This window comes from Gracilinema caldarium (genome assembly GCF_029265695.1).
GTDB classification, from domain to species: Bacteria; Spirochaetota; Spirochaetia; order Treponematales; family Breznakiellaceae; genus Gracilinema; species Gracilinema caldarium_A.
Genome location: NZ_JAJUHW010000018.1, coordinates 35,029 through 53,721, shown reverse-complemented (window position 1 = coordinate 53,721; position 18,693 = coordinate 35,029). Strand labels below are relative to the sequence as shown.

Here is an 18,693-nt window from a genome sequence, read left to right as displayed (position 1 = left end):
CCGTATGGTCAGTGAAGGGTTTCCGCTATCATCGCTCGCTGTTCCAGTTACCGTAAACTCAGCACTATTCACATAAGTGTTCGGCACCGGCGACAGAATTTTGGCAACCGGCGGACTTAAGTCTACCTTAGCACCGAGACCGGCGGTAAAGAGATCACAGCCTGAAAGGCTGAGGACCAGAGCGGCCAGAGTACTGACAACAGAAAGCTTTAATGAACGCATATATTCCCCCAAAAAGACACCTTTTAAAAAATTAGCAAATATTATGCCAACTAACTTATTGCTAACAAAATTTTCATTTTTAGATTATTTATTATATCGGAACGTTTTACAAAATTGTAAAAAATTATCTTTTTGGAGATATTAAAGACAATTCGACATTTTAGACGAATACTGACAATGTTGGGCGAAATAAACCGGAACTGCTTCTTAAACAGCAATCATTAAGAGCAGTCCCGGTAAAATATATATTTTTACATAAAGGGTAACAGGCTCTTGTAACCCCTATTTTTCATCTGTAAAGACATACCGCTGCGAAAGGGCTTCCAAAGCGTCCCGGTAAGATTTTTCCGCGCTCGCGAGCTGCCAGGCTGAACGCAGGAGCTCAGCCTGGGCAGATGAGAGATCGAGGCGCGACTTCTGCCCCAATGAAGCGAGTATTTCCATTTGGTCGTAGACAAGCTGGGCAGAATTATAGGAAGTGGCAGTCTTTTTCCAGCTTTCATAGAGCCGGTTTAACTCCCTTACTTTTTGCTCATATTCTAAGGCTACAGTCTCCCCTGTCCGGTCTGCTTGTTTTTGTTTGAGTACGGCTGTCTCTTGAGCAAGAGCCGCCTTTTCCCGAAACACTAGATCCAGGGGCAGCTTTACCATAGCTTGAGCAGACCAGGTGTTTGATGAGGGAGAAAAATCACCTTTTATGGTAATATCCGGCTTCGGTTGGGCCGTCTGTGCATCAATTTTGCTCGATTCCGCATCCAGTTTGGCTTTGACATAGGTATCGCTTATTGCTAGATAGGTAGATTTTTCTAGCAGCGCAGCGGATTCAAGAGCAGGGACATCACCTTCTGCTTTAAGGAGCTGTTCAAAGTCCGGTAAATCACCTGTAGGAATGCCAAGGCTCATTGCTAAAGATTGATGAATACTCTCATAATTTGCTGATGCGGTTTCATAATCCAACCGAGCCTGGGTCAAGTTAGCCATAGCATCCAAAACATCCGTCTGGGATGCCTCGCCCCGGCTCATCAGAACCTGGGACTGGTCATATTTTGCCTGCGCCGCATCCAAGGCTGCCTTTTTGTAAGCCACCTCAGCCTTGCTGACCACAAGACTGCGAACCGTACTGCGGAACTGGAGTACCGCGGCGCGGAGCGTACTGCGATAAGACTGAAGGCTCGAAAGGTTATCAATTGCTGCCTTAGATGGTTGACCAGAAAGGGGACTCAAAGTCGCCGAAATGGTCGAAGCTATAGTTCCGTCGCTTTTAATCGTCCCTGTGGCTCCCAAGGAAAACCAGTCTGCCAGGGGGACCGACAGGGATGCCCCATAGCTTGTACCGTTTGCTCCTGCGGAAGAAGCAGGACCAGTTGGGACAGCGCCAAAGGAACCGCCTGTATTAGCCGAAAGGCTAACAGAACTGGAACGCCAGGCAGGTTCCGACGCGAGAGAAGCGGCACTGTTTTTTAGTTTAATCGCCGCCGCCGCCACATCCAGATTATTCGAGAGGGCCAGAGAAACCACCTCATCCAAGCTGTCATAGGCAAAGAGGTGCTGGCCCAGCCCAGAAAAGGCAAGACAGAGCAATACAAGGAGGGGAACAAACCGCTTATGTTGATTCATACCTTACTCCTTTAGACCATCTACAATGGGCTCTGAAGCGGACTTCATGGCCGGAAGGAAAGAGAAGAGGCCCGAAAGGAGGACAGCCACAATCGGCGCAAGGAGGCTTCTTGGTTCAAACACAGAAGCGGTTAGATCCGTGCCGTTCATCTGCAAGGCCTCAAGGAAGGGGCTTAGCAGGTCCTTGCTAAAGCCATGAATAAAGAGGGATATGATAAAACCGGCAAGTCCCCCCAAAGCGGTCAGTTTGAGACCATTCAATATCAGTTCCAGTGTGACCTTTAACACCGTGTTGCCAATGGCACGCTTAATGGCCATTTCACGGCGGCGTTCCGCTGCTTCGGCCATCATGCTGGACACCACACCAAAGGCTGCCACTATCAATATGGCAAAACCAAATAGTTCGGTGATTAACGAAAGGCCCTGGAGCGTGGAACGAACCTGTTCAACCGACGATGCCCCTCCCCGATCGATAGATCCTTCCCAGACGGCGATTTTTACCGTATCAAGTTTTTTTACCTGGCTCAAATAACTTCTGAGACCCGCGGTGATACCTTCCAAGGGCCGCACATCCACGGTCCGGCCTACAAAGGTCCGCGCAAAGGGGAGGATGGGCATATCGGCAGGGAACATAACTGTATAGGGAACGATATAATCGGGAACACCGTAAACATCCCGCTCAAAGGCGGTTACATCCTTGAATACACCGACTACCGTATATGAATCGTAGGATGATTCGGCCCTGCTGGGAGCGCCGCTTACCTGCCGTTGTACAAAAATATTGCGGTCTCCCCGGAAGGTCTTGCCGACCGCGTCTTGGCTTGAGCCATAGAGTAGCTTGGCAGCCCGTTCAGAAAGGACAGCCACACGAGCGCGGCCACTCACATCGGATCCTGAAAAGAAACTCCCCGCTGCAAAGCGTAGACCCATGATATCCGCATACTGGTCGTCGGCTCCGAGTACCGTGCCTGGCCGGTAGGCAGTTCCGGCTACTTCGATCTGTCGCCAGGGTAATTCATTAATAATGGAAACGGCTTTGAGCCCCACATTTGCATCCAAAAGGGTCTGCTTGTCTTGAGGGCTCAGTATGAGTGGTGACTGCCAATCCAGGGAGGAATCGGCACTGAGATTAGCGTTTGCAATAATGACCCGCCGGCCCCCGCCTTGGACCGCTACGGTAACGAGCCGATCAAGCTGGGCTGATATAGCATAAGATACAGCCAAAGCTGCGGTCCCTACCGTTACCACAAGGACCAGTAAAAACCGGCGGAATGCATGGCCCGATAACTTAACAGATAATTTCATACAGGTATTCCTTATTATTCTTCGCGAAGCGCATCAACAATATCCGTATTGGCCGCCGCAAGGGCCGCAGGAATTGCAAAGATACAGGCAACAATGACTGCCAGAACCGACACCCCTAGGGCGAGATCGAGCCGCTGGGGCAGCACCATACCGCGGAGCTGACTTTTTTCCAGTATACCCTGCAGGGTACTCGCGAGGGGGAAGGATGCAGCAAAGCCTAAAACAGCTCCGCTTGCTCCAAGCAGCAGCGTTTCGATAAGGGTTTGCCCCAGCATACTTTTAGAGGTAGCTCCCAGGGACCGTTGAATCGCGATAGAACGGGTCCTGCGGGAAACCCGGCCGATCATCAAATTGAAGATATTGATGGCCGCCGCAACACCAACTGCGCTGGCCATTAAGGCCAAAAGGGACAGGATTTTTAGCCGTTTATCCAGATCTTTCTTTATCTGGCTAATCTGGGTTTGCGCTACAGCTTTGTCCTCACCGTAAATGCGGGTAAAGGAGGCTTCGAGTTTTCGAGCCGCGGCGGCCAGGTCAGCCCCTTTCCGCGCCGTAAAGGACAGCTCCCCTACTCTGCCAAAAAAGGTTGCATTGGCCCCCGCTCCGGTCCGGGCTATGCCTTCCCGGGTCGGCACAAACACAAGCTCATCAAAAGAAGCAGCAAGACCTTCGGTGCTGTACGCATAGGGCGCAAGCACACCGACTATGGTATAGATGCGGCCATTCAGGCGAATCTTTTTATTCAGGACCTGCTGATCCGCATAGAGCTTTTTAGCCAGTTCCGAACCGACCACTGCCACCGCATTGCCCTGGCTCACATCCCGGTCATCAAAAAGGATGCCTTCCTTGGCAGTAAGTTCATAGGCCGTAAAGAAGGAAGCACTGGCCATATAGCCCTGAACCTGCTCAAGCAGGGGCGTATCGACAGCCTGGCTTGTGGTTTCTTGAGCAAAACCCATGATCTCAGGCGGACCGAAGTCCCCACCCGGCCCGGGTCCGCCGGCCTGTCCGGCTCCAGCAGACCCGGGGCCGCCGGCTTGTCCAGAACTTGCTCCACTGGCTTGAGTAGGGCTGGTCCTGCTGGCTTGCGCAGTGCTGCTTGCAGCAGCCATAGCACCGCCAGCCGAGGTGCCGCCAGGCGCAGTACCGCTAGAAGCGGCACCGGCGAATAAAGCCGCACCGGTACCAGCACCAGGTCCAGCACCGCCGAAGAATCCACCACCCGCAACAGAGGTGGTGGTAAACCGCATATACCGGGCCTGGTAAGAGGCCACAATGTCAGGATTATCCTCCAATATTTTGGGGACATCCTGCAGATTGAACCGTACCGGTTCGCTCGAAGCCGCATCGACCCTGACCGCAGCTTCACCGGATCCCATGGCCTGGAAAACACCGCGAACCGTAATCTGCCGGGCCTGGGGCTGCTGGGTAAAACGATCAAAAACAGTATTATAAGAACCTATTAAGGATATTACCGCCGCAAGTATAGCGGTTGCCAGTGCAATTCCCAGCACCGCTAAAAGCGAATCGACCCAGTGAATCCGGATCTGTCGCCAGCTTAACATTATTTTGTCCATGGCTCACGCTCCACAATCTGCTCAATAAGACCGTCTTTAAGTCGTACTGTCCGGGTCCCTTGGGCACCGAGTTTTTCGTCGTGGGTAACCATAATAACCGTCATGCCTTCCTTATTAAGGGCATGGAGAATTTCCATAATTTCCGCTCCCTGGTCAGAGGGCAGGTTTCCCGTCGGTTCGTCCGCCAAAAGGAAGCCCGGATCGTTTGCCAGTGAGCGCGCAATAGCCACCCGCTGCTGTTCACCTCCCGACAGGGTAGTAGGCCGCGCGTGGAGCCTATGGGATAGTCCCATCCTATTAAGCAATTCCTGTGCCCGAATCTTACGCTGGGCTAAGGGAACCCCCGCATACCCCATGGGGAGCATTACATTTTCGAGGCTCGTCAGCTCAGGCAGCAGATGGAATTTTTGGAATACAAAACCAAAGTGGCGGTTTCGTATCCGAGCCAGGTCTGCATCCCGGAGCCCCATCACATCCCGGCCCTCGATGCTGTACACCCCGGAGGTCGGCATATCAAGAAGACCAATAATCTGAAGCAGCGTTGATTTTCCAGACCCAGAGGGCCCCATTATAGTCACAAATTCGCCCCGTTTAATTTCCAGATTAATGTCCTTTAATCCCACGATCTGGCCTGTGCCAGTGTTCCAAGCCTTAGTTATATTCGTTAATTGCAGCATACATACTCCTTGCTATAAAATGATTTAGTTAAAATTATTTAGCCGACTCATCGACGGTGAATGAATCGAGATGGATAAAGTCCCGGTAGTCAGAAATAATGACCCGGTCCCCCTCTTTAAGTCCCGAAACAACCTGAATATAAGAACCGTCAGCAACACCGAATTTAACGGTCTGCTTTTTTGCTACCCCGCCGGATACCACATAAACGGTGGAATAGTTTCCGCTGGATAGATATGGTCCCCGGGGCAGTACGAGTGCATCCTGCAAGGTACCAGCCACAATTTCGCCCGATACGGAAGCCCCGATGGTGGGTTTTTCGGGCTTCGTCTTGAACACGGCAGTTACTTTAACCACCGAGCCCGATGAGCTTGATGAACTGGTCGCCGAGGGTGCAATGGTATCTACGGTGGCCGCGTAGGCATTCTCCCCTACGTAAACAGTCACTGCTTGCCCCTTTGTTACGGAGCTTATCCGGGTCTCCGGCACATCGAGGGCGGCACGGCTGTCGGCAGGATTGGCCACAACCGCCAGTTCCTTGTAATTACTGACCGTGCCTCCGGCCTCCACTGATACACTGTAGACCGTGCCGCCCCGGCTGGTGCGGACCGTATAGGCAGCGATCTTGTCCTTAAGGTCCTTAATGTCCTTTTCCAAAATAGTCCGGTCGGCCTGGGAGTTTTTCATATCAAGCTGATAGGAAGCCTCCGCCTGGTCCTGGTTTATCTGGGCTTTTACCAGCGTATCCTTGGCGCTCTGCAGCTTGAGCTGGGCTGCCAGAACTTCCTGGTCTGAGGCAAGGTTTTTACCCTTAAGAGCCTGAACCTTATCCAGCTCCCGCTGGGCATCATCGACAGCCCTGGATGCGGCATCGATCTCGATTGCTCGTTGTTTACGGCTGTATTGCTGGGTAACCGTGGCTTGTTCAATCTGACGGTTCAACTTTTCTAAGGACAGCTGTTTGCTCTGGAGCTGGGACTCCAGATCAGAGACACCGATCTGCAGCAAGACCTGCCCCGGAGCAACCTGGTCACCTTCCTGTACATATACCTGGGTAACTACACCGTCACCGGGGGAGGTAATAATTTCTTTTTTTGCAAGTTCAAGGACGCCTGATACTGACACGATATCCCGGATGGTCTTTTTTTCCACCACCGCCTGGGATGTGGCCTTAACGACCGCAGTGCTGTTCTGGGGTTTGGCAGATAAAAGGGTACTGAGACCCAAAGCGGCGATTCCTATCACCACAATGAGTCCCGCCACAAGCAGCCAAGAGACCGTCTGTTTTTTTGTCGTCTCTGGACCATTCTGAAAAATAGGACTTGTATTTGGCATAGCATTTTTCTCCTTCGACAGGCTAAACGTACTGCATAACGAAGCTGCTGTGGTTAAGAGTGTGTAAAACCTTATGTTAAAATTGTAAAAAGATGCGATCTCAGGAAGCCCAGTTATGACAGGAAACGGGGCTCTTTGTTACAATAATAATATGAAGTTTTTTAAGCGTTACTGGTCTATAGTACTGACCGCCGCAATGATACCCCTGTTACTCTTTCTTGCGGTAAACCAGATCAGGTGGATTAGGGATCTTGGAGTCCGGGAACGGTACCGGCTAGTACAGGCCCTGCATTCTACGGCGAACCAGCTGGGAAACGCCATTCAAAACGAAATTGCCGTCATCCCTGTTCTTTTTGATTTCGACTGTGATGAAATGGCCTACATTCTCAGCCGGGGAGACTTTGAAGAATTCGAAAAACGTTGGACTGCCTGGAAAACCTATGCACAAAGTCCGGACATCATTTCAGAGCTCTATATTATAGTTGATGAAGGGCGCTTTGATATAACCTCAACCGCCTGGCAATGGGAAGAAACAGCTTTTGAACGTGTTGCCTTTAAGATCGAAGATTCCGGTCTTTTTGTCTTTCCCCTGCGGCCAGGGAACACAGCAAATCGGTACAAATTGGTTATTAAATTTAACAACGATGTATTAAGCAAAAAATTAATTCCACCGCTGGCAGAACAATTTTTATTCGGCAAAAACGACTACTATTTTAGAGTGATCGACCGGGTAAACCAAACTGTAGTGTACGAATCCTCAATCAGTATTCCCGATGGAATCTTTGACAATCCCGATATTCGGTATCCTCTCTTGCGGCCAGATTTTTTGTTTACCTTTAGCAGACTGCCGGAAAATAGGGATCCCAATTTTGATACCGTACCAGCCATGACTATACTGCAGCTCAGGCGTCAGTACGCGGCAACCCAGAAGAATCCCGACCTGGCTGCTGAAGGTTTTTCAGAACCAAGACCGCCAGAACAGCGAGACCGTATCGAAGGGGCTCGATGGGTGCTCGAGGCGGTTCATAAATCGGGGTCCCTCAAGGCGGTGGTAAATACTATCATGCTCCGAAATACCATACTTAGTATGGGAACCTTTCTTTTGCTTGCCCTGGCCATACTTGCGCTTACCATAGCAGTCCGGAGAAACCAGGAATTGGCAGAGCGTCAGCAGGATTTTATCGCCACCGTAACCCATGAACTTAAAACTCCGGTGGCGGTCATTAAAGCAGCGGCGGACAACCTGGCCTCGGGCATCGTCGCTGAGCCGGAAAGGGCTAGGAAGTACGGCGCCATGATTATGGGAGAAAGCAACAAATTAGCCACCATGGTGGACCGGCTCCTCATTTATTCACGGCTTTCGAGCCACAAGCAACTAGAACTTGCACCATTGGACTTACGGAAGCTCATCAACATGGTATTGCAGCAATATGAATCAGCCCTTGCGGAAGCTGAATTCCGAGTCGAAGTAATAGCCCCGGAAAGCTTGTTTGTGAGGGGAGACGAACAAACCCTTGGTCTTGCCCTGGGCAATTTGGTGAACAATGCGCTCAAACATGCCAGGGACGGAGCTTTTTTAGGAATAGATATTCGGCAGGAACAAAACAAATGGGCTATTATTGCGGTCCGCGACCATGGTCCCGGTATTCCGCGGCAGGAACGAAAACAGGTGTTTGAGGCCTTTTACCGCGGCGTCCAGGCAAGGGAAAACCAGGTCCCCGGCAGCGGGCTCGGCCTTAATGTTGTGCGCCGGATTATCGAAACCCATGGGGGAACCATTTCCTGCGAGAGCATGGGAGATCTGGGGGCCCTGTTTATCATCAAACTGCCTTTACATAAGGAGACTGGACATGGGAAAGACTAGCTCTATTCTCCTTGTGGAAGATGAGCCGGGCCTGGTATTGACCATTTCAGACCGGCTTACCGCCGAAGGCTATCATTGCGATACCGCCAGTGATGGAACAGCTGGTTTTGAAAAGGCAAAAAACGGCTCCTATGATCTTATTATTTTAGATGTGATGCTTCCCGGCAAAGGGGGCTTTGATATCTGCCGTGACCTGCGGGCTCTCGGTTATAAGCTGCCCATCCTTATGCTTACCGCCCGGAGCCAGGTTATCGACCGGGTATTAGGGCTAAAATTAGGAGCCGACGACTATCTCTGTAAACCCTTTGATATGAACGAACTGCTTGCCCGTATAGAAGCGCTGCTGCGACGAGCCCAGCCCCAGGAGGAAGGGCCAATAGGCGGGACTCCTTCTGAGAGATCTCGGGGAACCGAACGGTACACCCATTTTACGGTGGATTTCCAGACCGGTACGGTGGAACATTCAGGTACAATACAGAGTCTCTCTGCCCAGGAATACAAGCTGCTCGCCTTCCTTACCCGACACCCAGGACAAATCATTTCCCGGGACAAGCTCCTCGATGCAGTCTGGGGCTATGGGACCGAAACTACAACCCGCACGGTGGATGTTCATATTGCCTGGCTTCGCAAAAAAATCGGAGATACCGAGCCGGCCCCCTACCATATCCAGACAGTCCGCGGTCTAGGGTACCGCTTTGTGCCCTGAACGGAGGCTATATAGTTTGTTCAGGTAACGGGTAACACTTGCTTATATTTCTCTTGGTATTGGATACACTACACTTACAGCTGGATTGAATAAAAAGTCCCATCAGGAGGATCCCAATAAGTAATGTTTTCTACCTGGTAAAACAGAGAGTACTGTACCAGAACTCCGGGGGGAATATCGGCACGGCTTAGAACAACAAACTCATCGATCTCATTGTTTACTTGCCGGCTCCATTGACCAATCATATCAACATAATGTTCGAATTGATCCATACTATATCGAAGGCCAACACGTTTTTCATAACTAAGATTCTTTACTTGGGTCACAACTTTGAGCTGTGCAGCAATAATAAGGCGGCCATCCTCACGGGTATATAACAATTTTTCTGCCGATACGAGCCATAGCTCTTCCACTGCACAACCCTCAGTACATATATAATACTAAAACGGTAAACCAGATAAACAATACTCATTATATCAAATACAAACTATATAATAAGATGTCGCTAATACCATACTCATCAATAAATTTTTATTCTCTTTATTATATTATAATATAATAACATATGAATCCCAATAAATAAAACAGGTGTTTTATATCATTTAATACATATATAGATATTTTTAATAATGTAACATAAAACGGTTTAGATTTTTGTTGACAGATTTTTAGAGTAGGTTTACCATTTTTATATACGACATAGATTATCTACACAAACTCTATTATCTCCATTGTAATTCTATTCGTATCAATTTCGCTGGGGCGGATAAAAATCAAAGTAAGGAGGATCACATGAAAAGGGGTATGAGATTTAGTATTGTGCTTGCTGTTGCAGCAAGCCTTTTACTACTGTTCTCAGGATGTGACACACAGTTTTTTGGATCGAGCCAGAATGATCAGGCTGGCACTAATGATACCGGCATAGCCCGTTCCATAACCGGTAAATCTGGGGTCATGATGCAGGGCTTTTATTGGGACGTCCCTGCAGGGGGTACCTGGTATAACACCATGAAAAGCAAGGCTGCGGAACTTGCCAATATGGCTGGCGGCTATGGTATTGATGCGATATGGTTCCCGCCACCTTCCAAGGCTGACAATGGAGCCTATTCCATGGGCTACGATCCATTCGATTATTACGATCTCGGCCAATACAATCAAAAAGGATCTATCGAAACCCGCTTCGGTTCACAGGCGGAATTAAAGAGTACTATTGCAGCTTTTAAAAGTTACGGTATCGCCAGTATGGCTGATATAGTTTTGAACCACCGATCTGGAGGAAATAGCGAATTTAATCCTAAAACTGGTGCCAATACATGGACAGACTTTTCTGCAGTTGCCTCAGGAAAGAATAAATGGCATTGGGATTCCTTCCATCCCAATAATTATTGTTCCAGCGATCCCGGTGCATTTGCAGGGTTCCCTGATGTCTGTTTTGTATCTGGCTCTGCATACAATGATCAGAAGGCATGGATGAACTGGTTGATGAGTACCACCAATGCGGGCTTTACCCAGTGGCGTTTTGACTATGTTAAAGGTCTTGAACCGTGGGTAATAAAAGACATGAAAGCCGCTACTGGCGGAGCTTTCTCAGTCGGCGAATATTGGGATGCGAATACCGATACTTTGAACTGGTGGACCAATGAAGCCAATGCTTCTGCATTTGATTTTGCCCTCTATTACACCATGAAGGATATCTGCAATAATACCAGCGGTGGCGGATATTTGCCCAATCTGGTCGATTATAGTAAGTCCTTCGCAGCCAAGAATCCCATGAGGGCTGTCACTTTTGTTGGGAACCACGACACAGACGAAATTTACACAGATAAAATGATGGCTTATGCGTTCATACTTACATACCAGGGTTACCCCTGTATCTGGTGGAAAGATTATTACAATTATGGACTGAGCAACCTAGGCGGCCAGTGGGGTAATGGTATTAAACAATTGGTCTGGGTCAGAGGGAAACTAGCTTCTGGAGCACCAACTATACAAAATCTTAAAACCAATGATGGTGACATGCTCATTTATGGCAGCTATGGGACTTCAACTAGTTCTCCTGGTTACATCGTTATTATCAATGACCATCCCACAAGCTGGAAAGGTTCTTGGGTGCAGACAGGAAATAATTATTTAAAGAATAAAAATCTTAAGGTATATGCCTGGTATTCTCCGGTCAGTGGCCAAAATTACCAACCCCAGACGAAATACTGCGACAGCAACGGCTGGGTAGAGGTGTGGGCTCCACCTCGGGGCTATGCGGTTTACTCTGTCGATGGACTATAATTGATGTAATTTCGCCGGTTCATAAGAACCGGCGTCGGTTTGGCTGGCTCACGTATGTGGTCAGCCTTTATTTTTCTTGACCCAATACTTTTCTTAAGCCTTCATTAAAACGCTTCAAAAGGACCTGTGCATTTGGATAGGCTTTGGAAACCATGAGACAATATTCCAAATTTTCAGCAAAAGGTTTTTCAATTATATCAATTGGATTTTCTTGACCGCGGAACAAATTTTTAGAGGCATCCAAAATTACCTTATATTCATCTATAACAAAATCGAGTCTTCCTTTCGCAAGCTTTTTCAATGCAAAATCTAGACTGGCAGATTCTTCTACCAGAATACCTCTGCTGCGAAGTGGTACAACAACCGCTTTGGTCCCCGCAGTAGTGCCGATTCGATAGGACTTTAACTCCTCTATTCTCCCTGAATATTTAAATTCTGCGGTTCTTTTAGAGTCTTTATTTCGGACTATTATCAATTTTGAAATAAATAAGGGGTCCGAAAAATAAAAAAAATCTTCCCGTTCCGGTATCTGAAGGTATGGAAAGGTTGCGAAAAAATCGCCCTTTTGAACAAGATACTCTGCCCGAGGCCAAGGGAAAAAATAGAATGTCGGAGACAATCCTGCTTCTAAACATGCTTTGCGGACAACAGCGGTTACAAATCCATATTCTGGCAGACTTGTTCCTGTATGGGGATTCCATTCGCCGATAGCAAAGTTTAAAGTGTTCTCCCCCTGTGCAGTAAGCAGAGTTGCAAGCAAGATATAAAAAATAATTATTGAACGCATTTTCATCGCGAATAGATTTCCCGTTTGAGCGAATCTTCTATTTCTTTTCTTTTCATCTCCAAAACAACTTCGAAGCCATTTTTCGATGATTCATGAATAAGGGCTTTCATCTGACTGCTCAAGGCAGCTACAAAACGGAAACCCAGGGTTCCGTTGGGTGGATTAGCTATAGTAAAGGGACACCCCTTTCCCTGATCAGCAACTGAAAGGATGATCAGGTCTCCCTCTTGCCGCAATGTAATACGTACTGCACCAGATCCACCTTCATAGGCATGTTCCGCTGCATTGGAGATAAGCTCAAAAATGATGAGTCCGCTTGCTACCGCATAATCGATAGGGAACACCATCGGCTGTATATCCATGATACAAGTAATTGAACCGTTACCCGTCATTTCCTTGCTGAGACCGCAAATTGAAGCGATATACGACGCCATTTCTATGCCATTAATTCTTCGAGTTTCAATAAGAAGACCGTAGGCTTCTGCAATAGTGTCAATACGACCTAATAACTTGGTAAGGATATCAGTTTCATCTGTAGCTGCTTCTATAGCTGCGGCTCTTTGCTGGTTAATAATTGCGGAGAGCAGCTGGAGGTTATTTCTAATTCTATGATTTAATTCGCGCATTAGTATATCTCGTTCGGCGATAGAACGCTTTAATTCTTTAAATTGGTTTAAAATAGTATCCCTGAGAGAGAGAAGAAGCCCTCGGATTCCTTCAAACTCTATATACCCTTTGTGAATCGAGTCAGAAAATAGTATCCTTGTTTCGTCTTCCTCTTTTATCTCGGTGGTTAATACTCCATAAGTTGAAATGAGCTGGGCAATTTCGTCCAGGGGATCCTGCAGCTTATGCTTGAGGATATTTCTTAAGAAAAATTGCATAAAGAAAAAAATGAACAAAACGGCTCCTAAAAAAAATAAAAAACCGCCTGCAATTCCTTTTATTATGAGTATATAGTCAAGCGAGTACCGGCTTTCACCTATTTTATAACCGTTTTTGATATGCTCAAATCGGGATTGCACACTATAGCCGAACAATTTTATTTGATTTTTGCTATAAGAAAAAAGAAGAATTCCTTCTTCATCAATGATTTCCAGGGATGACAAAGAAGTATTCGATACAATAAGCTGTGCAAGTTCTCTGATTTTTTGAGAGTCCATTTCCCAAAGGGCTTCATTAAGGGATGTCCTAAAAATCGTGGTGATATACTGATCTTCTACATGAACAGCGTTCCTGACTGAAAAAAACGCAAAAACAGACCATCCCAGACTTATGCAAAGAAGCATTGCAAAAAAGACCTTAAATACGGAAAAGGATACTTCTTTAAGTAAAGAAGGCCGTTCATGCGGAACTGCATTCATACTAAAAAAGATAGTAGAGAACTCAAAAAAAAGCCAATAACTTATACCTTAAACCGGCCGATATAGCTTTCCATAGTGGAGATGATTTTTCCAGTCCTATCGGAAGAATCGAGCACCACCCCTGTAGTGCCTTCTATTTCTTTGACTTCAGAAACGATAACATCCATGAGGTCTTGTATATCATGGGCACTTTCATGGAGGCTTTCAATTTCATCCCGTACTACCAATATACTGGATGCCATTTCTCCTGAGGCCCGCTGAACCTGGTCGGTAATATCATTCATGTTTTTTAGAGCCTCTAGAATTTGGGAGGAACCGGTGTTTTGTTCCTCCATCGCATGCTTTATTTCCAATACCAATGAACCAGTGGCTTCAATATGATTCAACAAACTCCCAAAGGTTTGAACAGAGGCCTGGGAGGACGACACAACGCCCTCTATTTCGGCCCCCATGGAAGCCAAATTTGCACCAATCGTCCTGGACTGTTCGCTTGCGGTCTCCGCAAGACGGCGTATTTCATCAGCCACAACTGAAAAACCTTTGCCGAGCTCACCCGCATGAGCCGCTTCTATGGCAGCGTTCATGGCAAGCAGATTTGTCTGACTCGCAATGGCCGCAATCGCTTCGTTAGCTTCTATCAGCGCCCGAGATTGGTTCGCAACCTGACTGATCCGATCGACCACATCCTGCTGGGCTTCCGAACCAAGACCCGAGGCCCTGTTGATCTCTTCGAATTGCTGCGCCATTTTTTCCACAGAGGCGGTCACTGAACCAATGTTGCCAATCATTTCTTCTACAGCCGATGAAGCCTGACCTATACTCTCGGCCTGGGTCTTAATGATTGCATTAAGGTCTTCTATAGATTGTGTTATCTGTCCTGCTGCATCGGAAGCCTGATCGGTACTTTGAACCTGATCTTCCGATTTATTTTGGACCATTACAACCGTATTGATTATTTTTTCTGCCGTATTTTTAGCCTGTAAGCTTTCGTTTTCCAGATTTTTTCCAACTAACGACAATTCTTGCTGCGTTTGCTTGAGGCTTGTCACCAAGGCGTGCAGTTTCTCTATAAATGCATTAAAGCTGCTCACGAGATCGGCTACTTCATCAGATCCAGGCACAGAGATACGCTTCGTTAAATCCGCATCCCCCTGGGCAAGAGCCTGAAAGGTAAAGACCGTTTTCTGCAAATGTTTTGTAATAGAACGAGCTATGAGCAATGATACCAAGATGGTAAAAAAGAGCGCTAGTACAGAAAGGGCTATGATAAAAATAAAAAGATCCCGTATAGGTTTATTCAATTCATAGGTGGGAACCGAAATAACCAGTTTCCATTGGGAAACTTCATGAACTTTGGAAAAAAAACATACATAAGATTTCTTCCAATTATCCGTATAGGATCCAAAACCAGCTTCTGTAGTAAGGATACGGGAACTGAGCGCCCCAAGACCTTTGTACCCTCTTGAATCCGCATCCTGGATTTGCATATCCATGACAATGCTTTCGTCCGGATGGGCAAGTACAAGCCCATCCTGATCCACAAGCCAGCCAAAGCCGCTTTTATTTACCTTGATTCGTTCAGTAATACTAGAAAGAGTAGAAAGCTTAATTTGAAAACCAAGGATACCGTTTAACTGTCCGTTAGGATCACGTATCCCCTTTGCCAATACAACTATGGGGATACCCCAATTCTGTGATATTTCCGGCTTTCCGATGACAAAGTCGGTTCCCTGTACAATTTTTTTATAGAAATCATTATTTTTTGATGAATATGTTGACCGAAGATCCGTATAAGTAGTGCCATCGGCAGTTGTATAAAATACCCCCAGGACTTCCTCGGAAACCTGACGGCGAAGTTTTTGCAACACCTCCATGCTGTCTTTTTCATTAATAGGATAAACTGAAGCAAGGATGCTCAGTTCCCAGCGGAGCTGTTCGATTTGCCTGTTCAAAACTTCAGCTTTTGCCTGCGAAAGCTGAAGAATATCGTCCTGAGAAATCCGCTGGACATCAGAGCCAATTCGAAGACTAATAACGAAGGTTATGGTACTCAGGATAAGTATGGCCAATAACCCGAAACTAAAAATCATTTTTAATCGGATTGTTTGCTTCATCACTTACCCCCTTACAACAAAGGGCTGCCTCATCAGACAGCCCTTTTATTATATCACTAGAAGCATATTTTTTCTATTATATTTATTATTTACATTATCTCTAACACATTATGCCTTTCGTTTCCGGGAAGTGACATCAAAGATAACGGCGCCCACCAAAACAAGACCGCGGATAATGTACTGCAAGGATATATCGGTTCCCATGAGGTTCATGCCGTTCATGAGGGACATGTACACCAGGGCACCGACAAGGGAACCAGTAATAGATCCGATACCGCCGGCAGCGGATACACCGCCTATATAGCAGGCTGCAATTGCGTCCAGTTCAAACAGGGTGCCTGCCTGGGGAGTGGCGGATTTGAGCCGGGCAGTAAAGAGGATACCAGCCAATGCTGAAAGGAGCCCCATAGAGGCAAATACAAAGAGAGTAATCTTTTTTACGTTAATGCCGGAAAGTTCTGCAGCTTCCGGGTTGCCGCCGACGGCAAAAATGTGCCGTCCCAAAACAGTCTTGCGGGCAAGGAAATCATAGACAAAGACAACCAGCATCATGATCACGAATGTCCACGAAAGGCCGTTATATCCTGCGAGGATCCAGGTGATATATGCGATGACCAACGAAAGAAGCAGAAGCTTGAGGATAAACATGGGCATGGAAAGGACATCGAAATGGTACTGCTGCTTGCGCTTGCGATCCAAGAATTGGGTCACAATCATAATAACGATAGCGATAAGCCCGATAAGGAGTGTCGTCTTATGAAGACCGGGGAGAAGGTTATCCAGAGGAAGCAGCTCAGGAATATAGCCGTTACCTAGGGCGTTAAAATCCTCGTTGGGAACAATAATCGTGCCGGTTGCGGCGGTGGTCAGCATGAGGGCGCCGCGGTAAATGAGCCAGCCAGCCAGGGAGGATACGAAGGCAGGGATCCCCAGGGTTGCAACGGGAAAACCGGTTACAAAACCAGCGGCGGCGCCAAGCACTAACACGAGGAGTATGGTTAACCAGGCGTTAAGGTGTACCTGGGTCATCAGGACCGCCGCAACCGCGCCAAGGAAACCGGCTAAGAAGCCGACAGAAAGGTCAATGTGCCGGATGACGATAATCAGGGTCATACCAACCGCAAGAACCGCGATATACCCGGTCTGGTTCAGCAGATTAGCGATGTTACGAGAAGATGTAAAATTCCCGTTGGTAAAAATACTGAAAATAATCATAATTGCCACGAGGGCGATATACATTGCGTATTCCCGCAGGTTTCTGCGGATCATGGTTCTAATTTCTTTATAGGCCATTTTTTCCTCCAAAATCCTAATATTGGGTAGCGAGTTCCATGACACGTTCTTGGGTGGCTTCGCTGATCGGCAATTCACCGGTTATTTGTCCGTTGGCTACGACATAGACCCGGTCGCTCATCCCGAGCACCTCTGGCAATTCCGACGAAATCATAAGGATGCTCATGCCCCGGGCTACAAGCTCATTCATGAGGGTGTAGATTTCATATTTCGCACCCACATCGATACCTCGGGTGGGTTCATCTAGAATGAGCAGATCTGGTTTAGCAAAAAGCCATTTGGCAACTGAAACTTTCTGCTGGTTGCCGCCGGACAGATTCAGCACTAACTGCTGAATACTGGGGGTTTTAATCGTCATATCCTTGACGTATTCGGAAGCAACCTGGATTTCCTTTTCATCAATAATAACGCCCTGTTTTGTTGCCACTTCTTCCAGGTTTGCCATGGTTATATTGGTCTTAATGGGCTGTATTAACACAAGACCATTTCGTTTCCGGTCTTCTGAGGCATAGGCCATACCAGCCTCGATTGCTTCTGCCGGGTGATTGAATCGCTGGCTCTTGCCCTTGAACACCAGCTCTCCGGAAATCTCGTAACCGTCGGGATTCCCAAAAAGGCTGCGGGCAAGCTCAGTGCGGCCAGAACCCATGAGGCCCGCGAGACCTACAATTTCGCCCCGCCGGATCTTGAAATTGACATTTTTAAGAACCGTACGGCCCAGCTTAGGATCAAAAGCGGTCCAGTTCTTTACTTCGATAACCACATCATCCCAAATTCGGGAATTGCGTTTAGGATAAATATTTTCGATAGACCGGCCAACCATGTGCTTGATCAGCACCTGTTCGGTGACCTTGTCCTTTTCCCGGTCCATGGTGCAGATTGTCTTGCCGTCCCGGAGGACCGTAATGGTATCCGCAATGCTCAGTACTTCTTTAAGTTTATGGGAAATCATGATGCAGGTTACACCCTGACTCTTGAGTTCCCGGATAATATTCAATAGGTTTTCGCAGTCGTCTTCGTTCAAGGCTGCGGTGGGTTCGTCCAGAATCAGCAATTTTACATTTTTACTGAGAGCTTTCGCAATTTCTACAAGCTGTTGTTTTCCGATTCCCAGGTCCTTAATTTTAGTGGTGGGATTAACCTTAAGGTGAACCCGTTCAAGCAAAAGCTCCGTTTCTTTTATCATTTCATGGGTATCTATGGTAAAGCCCCGTTTTATTTCATGACCAAGGAGCACATTTTCATAGACCATCATTTCCGGAACCAGGGCCAGTTCCTGATAGATAATTCCGATACCGGCTTCCTCGCTGTCATGGATGCCGTTAAATTTTACTTCCTTTCCATCAAAAATAATTTTTCCCTGAAATTCGTGATGTGGATAAACACCGCTTAAAATTTTCATCAGGGTTGACTTACCAGCTCCATTCTCACCAACGAGGCAATGTATTTCTCCCTTTGCTACCGAAAAGGTGACATCGCTGAGAGCCCGTACCCCGGGAAAGGTTTTGGTGATATGCTGCATTTCCAGTATGGATTCGCTCATTGGATTAC

Annotated in this window: 15 protein-coding genes; 3 read left to right on the top strand and 12 right to left on the bottom strand. The window is 47.3% G+C overall.

Annotation, left to right across the window (positions count from 1 at the left end):
• From Q7P68_RS07680 to Q7P68_RS07655, 6 genes are all read right to left on the bottom strand, one after another.
• On the bottom strand, positions 1–222 hold a 222-nt coding region (locus Q7P68_RS07680; protein WP_304224538.1), incomplete at its 3' end, for a hypothetical protein.
• 282 nt (positions 223–504) lie between these two features.
• Positions 505–1,839: a TolC family protein gene (locus tag Q7P68_RS07675; RefSeq protein WP_304224537.1), complete on the bottom strand. Its 1,335-nt coding sequence runs from the start codon at positions 1,837–1,839 to the stop codon at positions 505–507.
• 3 nt (positions 1,840–1,842) lie between these two features.
• On the bottom strand, positions 1,843–3,144 hold the full coding sequence (locus Q7P68_RS07670) for an ABC transporter permease (RefSeq protein ID WP_304224536.1): 1,302 nt from the start codon (positions 3,142–3,144) through the stop codon (positions 1,843–1,845).
• A gap of 14 nt (positions 3,145–3,158) precedes the next feature.
• On the bottom strand, positions 3,159–4,721 hold the full coding sequence (locus Q7P68_RS07665; RefSeq protein ID WP_304224534.1) for an ABC transporter permease: 1,563 nt from the start codon (positions 4,719–4,721) through the stop codon (positions 3,159–3,161).
• Positions 4,709–5,398, bottom strand: a complete 690-nt coding sequence (locus tag Q7P68_RS07660; RefSeq protein ID WP_304224532.1) for an ABC transporter ATP-binding protein — start codon at positions 5,396–5,398, stop codon at positions 4,709–4,711. The genes Q7P68_RS07665 and Q7P68_RS07660 overlap by 13 nt, the downstream gene beginning before the upstream one ends.
• Positions 5,399–5,432: 34 nt before the next feature.
• Complete coding sequence (locus tag Q7P68_RS07655; protein ID WP_304224530.1) at positions 5,433–6,731, bottom strand: efflux RND transporter periplasmic adaptor subunit; 1,299 nt, start codon at positions 6,729–6,731, stop codon at positions 5,433–5,435.
• Positions 6,732–6,882: 151 nt separating this feature from the next.
• Between Q7P68_RS07655 and Q7P68_RS07650 the strand changes: the two genes are divergently transcribed.
• Complete coding sequence (locus Q7P68_RS07650; protein WP_304224528.1) at positions 6,883–8,595, top strand: sensor histidine kinase; 1,713 nt, start codon at positions 6,883–6,885, stop codon at positions 8,593–8,595.
• A complete protein-coding gene (locus Q7P68_RS07645) occupies positions 8,582–9,301 on the top strand; it encodes a response regulator transcription factor (protein ID WP_304224527.1) in 720 nt (239 codons plus the stop codon). The genes Q7P68_RS07650 and Q7P68_RS07645 overlap by 14 nt, the downstream gene beginning before the upstream one ends.
• Before the next feature lie 74 nt (positions 9,302–9,375).
• On the opposite strand, the gene Q7P68_RS07640 is transcribed toward Q7P68_RS07645, so the two are convergent.
• Positions 9,376–9,714 carry a hypothetical protein gene (locus Q7P68_RS07640; RefSeq protein WP_304224526.1) on the bottom strand — a complete coding sequence of 113 codons (339 nt, stop codon included), beginning with the start codon at positions 9,712–9,714 and terminating at the stop codon, positions 9,376–9,378.
• A 379-nt stretch (positions 9,715–10,093) separates the two neighbouring features.
• On the opposite strand from Q7P68_RS07640, the gene Q7P68_RS07635 reads away from it, so the two are divergent.
• Entirely contained in the window at positions 10,094–11,584 is a 1,491-nt protein-coding gene (locus tag Q7P68_RS07635) for an alpha-amylase domain-containing protein (RefSeq protein WP_304224524.1), read from the top strand.
• A gap of 67 nt (positions 11,585–11,651) precedes the next feature.
• Here the strand turns inward: Q7P68_RS07635 and Q7P68_RS14040 are convergent, their stop codons facing one another.
• From Q7P68_RS14040 to Q7P68_RS07610, 5 genes are all read right to left on the bottom strand, one after another.
• Entirely contained in the window at positions 11,652–12,059 is a 408-nt protein-coding gene (locus tag Q7P68_RS14040; RefSeq protein ID WP_486187666.1) for a hypothetical protein, read from the bottom strand.
• Between the two features lie 314 nt (positions 12,060–12,373).
• Positions 12,374–13,735 (bottom strand): sensor histidine kinase, encoded by a 1,362-nt coding sequence (locus Q7P68_RS07625; RefSeq protein WP_304224523.1) that lies wholly within the window; start codon positions 13,733–13,735, stop codon positions 12,374–12,376.
• Between the two features lie 41 nt (positions 13,736–13,776).
• Entirely contained in the window at positions 13,777–15,849 is a 2,073-nt protein-coding gene (locus Q7P68_RS07620) for a methyl-accepting chemotaxis protein (RefSeq protein ID WP_304224522.1), read from the bottom strand.
• Positions 15,850–15,957: 108 nt separating this feature from the next.
• Positions 15,958–17,142, bottom strand: coding sequence for a sugar ABC transporter permease (locus Q7P68_RS07615; RefSeq protein WP_304224521.1), 1,185 nt, complete (start codon positions 17,140–17,142; stop codon positions 15,958–15,960).
• 16 nt (positions 17,143–17,158) lie between these two features.
• On the bottom strand, positions 17,159–18,685 hold the full coding sequence (locus tag Q7P68_RS07610; RefSeq protein WP_304224520.1) for a sugar ABC transporter ATP-binding protein: 1,527 nt from the start codon (positions 18,683–18,685) through the stop codon (positions 17,159–17,161).
• Positions 18,686–18,693 lie beyond the last annotated feature (8 nt).

Excerpts from the sequence above, each read along its gene's own strand:
- Q7P68_RS07675 (WP_304224537.1), bottom strand. The coding sequence starts at position 1,839 with ATGAATCAACATAAGCGGTTTGTTCCCCTCCTTGTATTGCTCTGTCTT.
- Q7P68_RS07670 (WP_304224536.1), bottom strand. The coding sequence starts at position 3,144 with ATGAAATTATCTGTTAAGTTATCGGGCCATGCATTCCGCCGGTTTTTA.
- Q7P68_RS07665 (WP_304224534.1), bottom strand. The coding sequence starts at position 4,721 with ATGGACAAAATAATGTTAAGCTGGCGACAGATCCGGATTCACTGGGTC.
- Q7P68_RS07660 (WP_304224532.1), bottom strand. The coding sequence starts at position 5,398 with ATGCTGCAATTAACGAATATAACTAAGGCTTGGAACACTGGCACAGGC.
- Q7P68_RS07655 (WP_304224530.1), bottom strand. The coding sequence starts at position 6,731 with ATGCCAAATACAAGTCCTATTTTTCAGAATGGTCCAGAGACGACAAAA.
- Q7P68_RS07650 (WP_304224528.1), top strand. The coding sequence starts at position 6,883 with ATGAAGTTTTTTAAGCGTTACTGGTCTATAGTACTGACCGCCGCAATG.
- Q7P68_RS07645 (WP_304224527.1), top strand. The coding sequence starts at position 8,582 with ATGGGAAAGACTAGCTCTATTCTCCTTGTGGAAGATGAGCCGGGCCTG.
- Q7P68_RS07635 (WP_304224524.1), top strand. The coding sequence starts at position 10,094 with ATGAAAAGGGGTATGAGATTTAGTATTGTGCTTGCTGTTGCAGCAAGC.
- Q7P68_RS07625 (WP_304224523.1), bottom strand. The coding sequence starts at position 13,735 with ATGAATGCAGTTCCGCATGAACGGCCTTCTTTACTTAAAGAAGTATCC.
- Q7P68_RS07620 (WP_304224522.1), bottom strand. The coding sequence starts at position 15,849 with ATGAAGCAAACAATCCGATTAAAAATGATTTTTAGTTTCGGGTTATTG.
- Q7P68_RS07615 (WP_304224521.1), bottom strand. The coding sequence starts at position 17,142 with ATGGCCTATAAAGAAATTAGAACCATGATCCGCAGAAACCTGCGGGAA.
- Q7P68_RS07610 (WP_304224520.1), bottom strand. The coding sequence starts at position 18,685 with ATGAGCGAATCCATACTGGAAATGCAGCATATCACCAAAACCTTTCCC.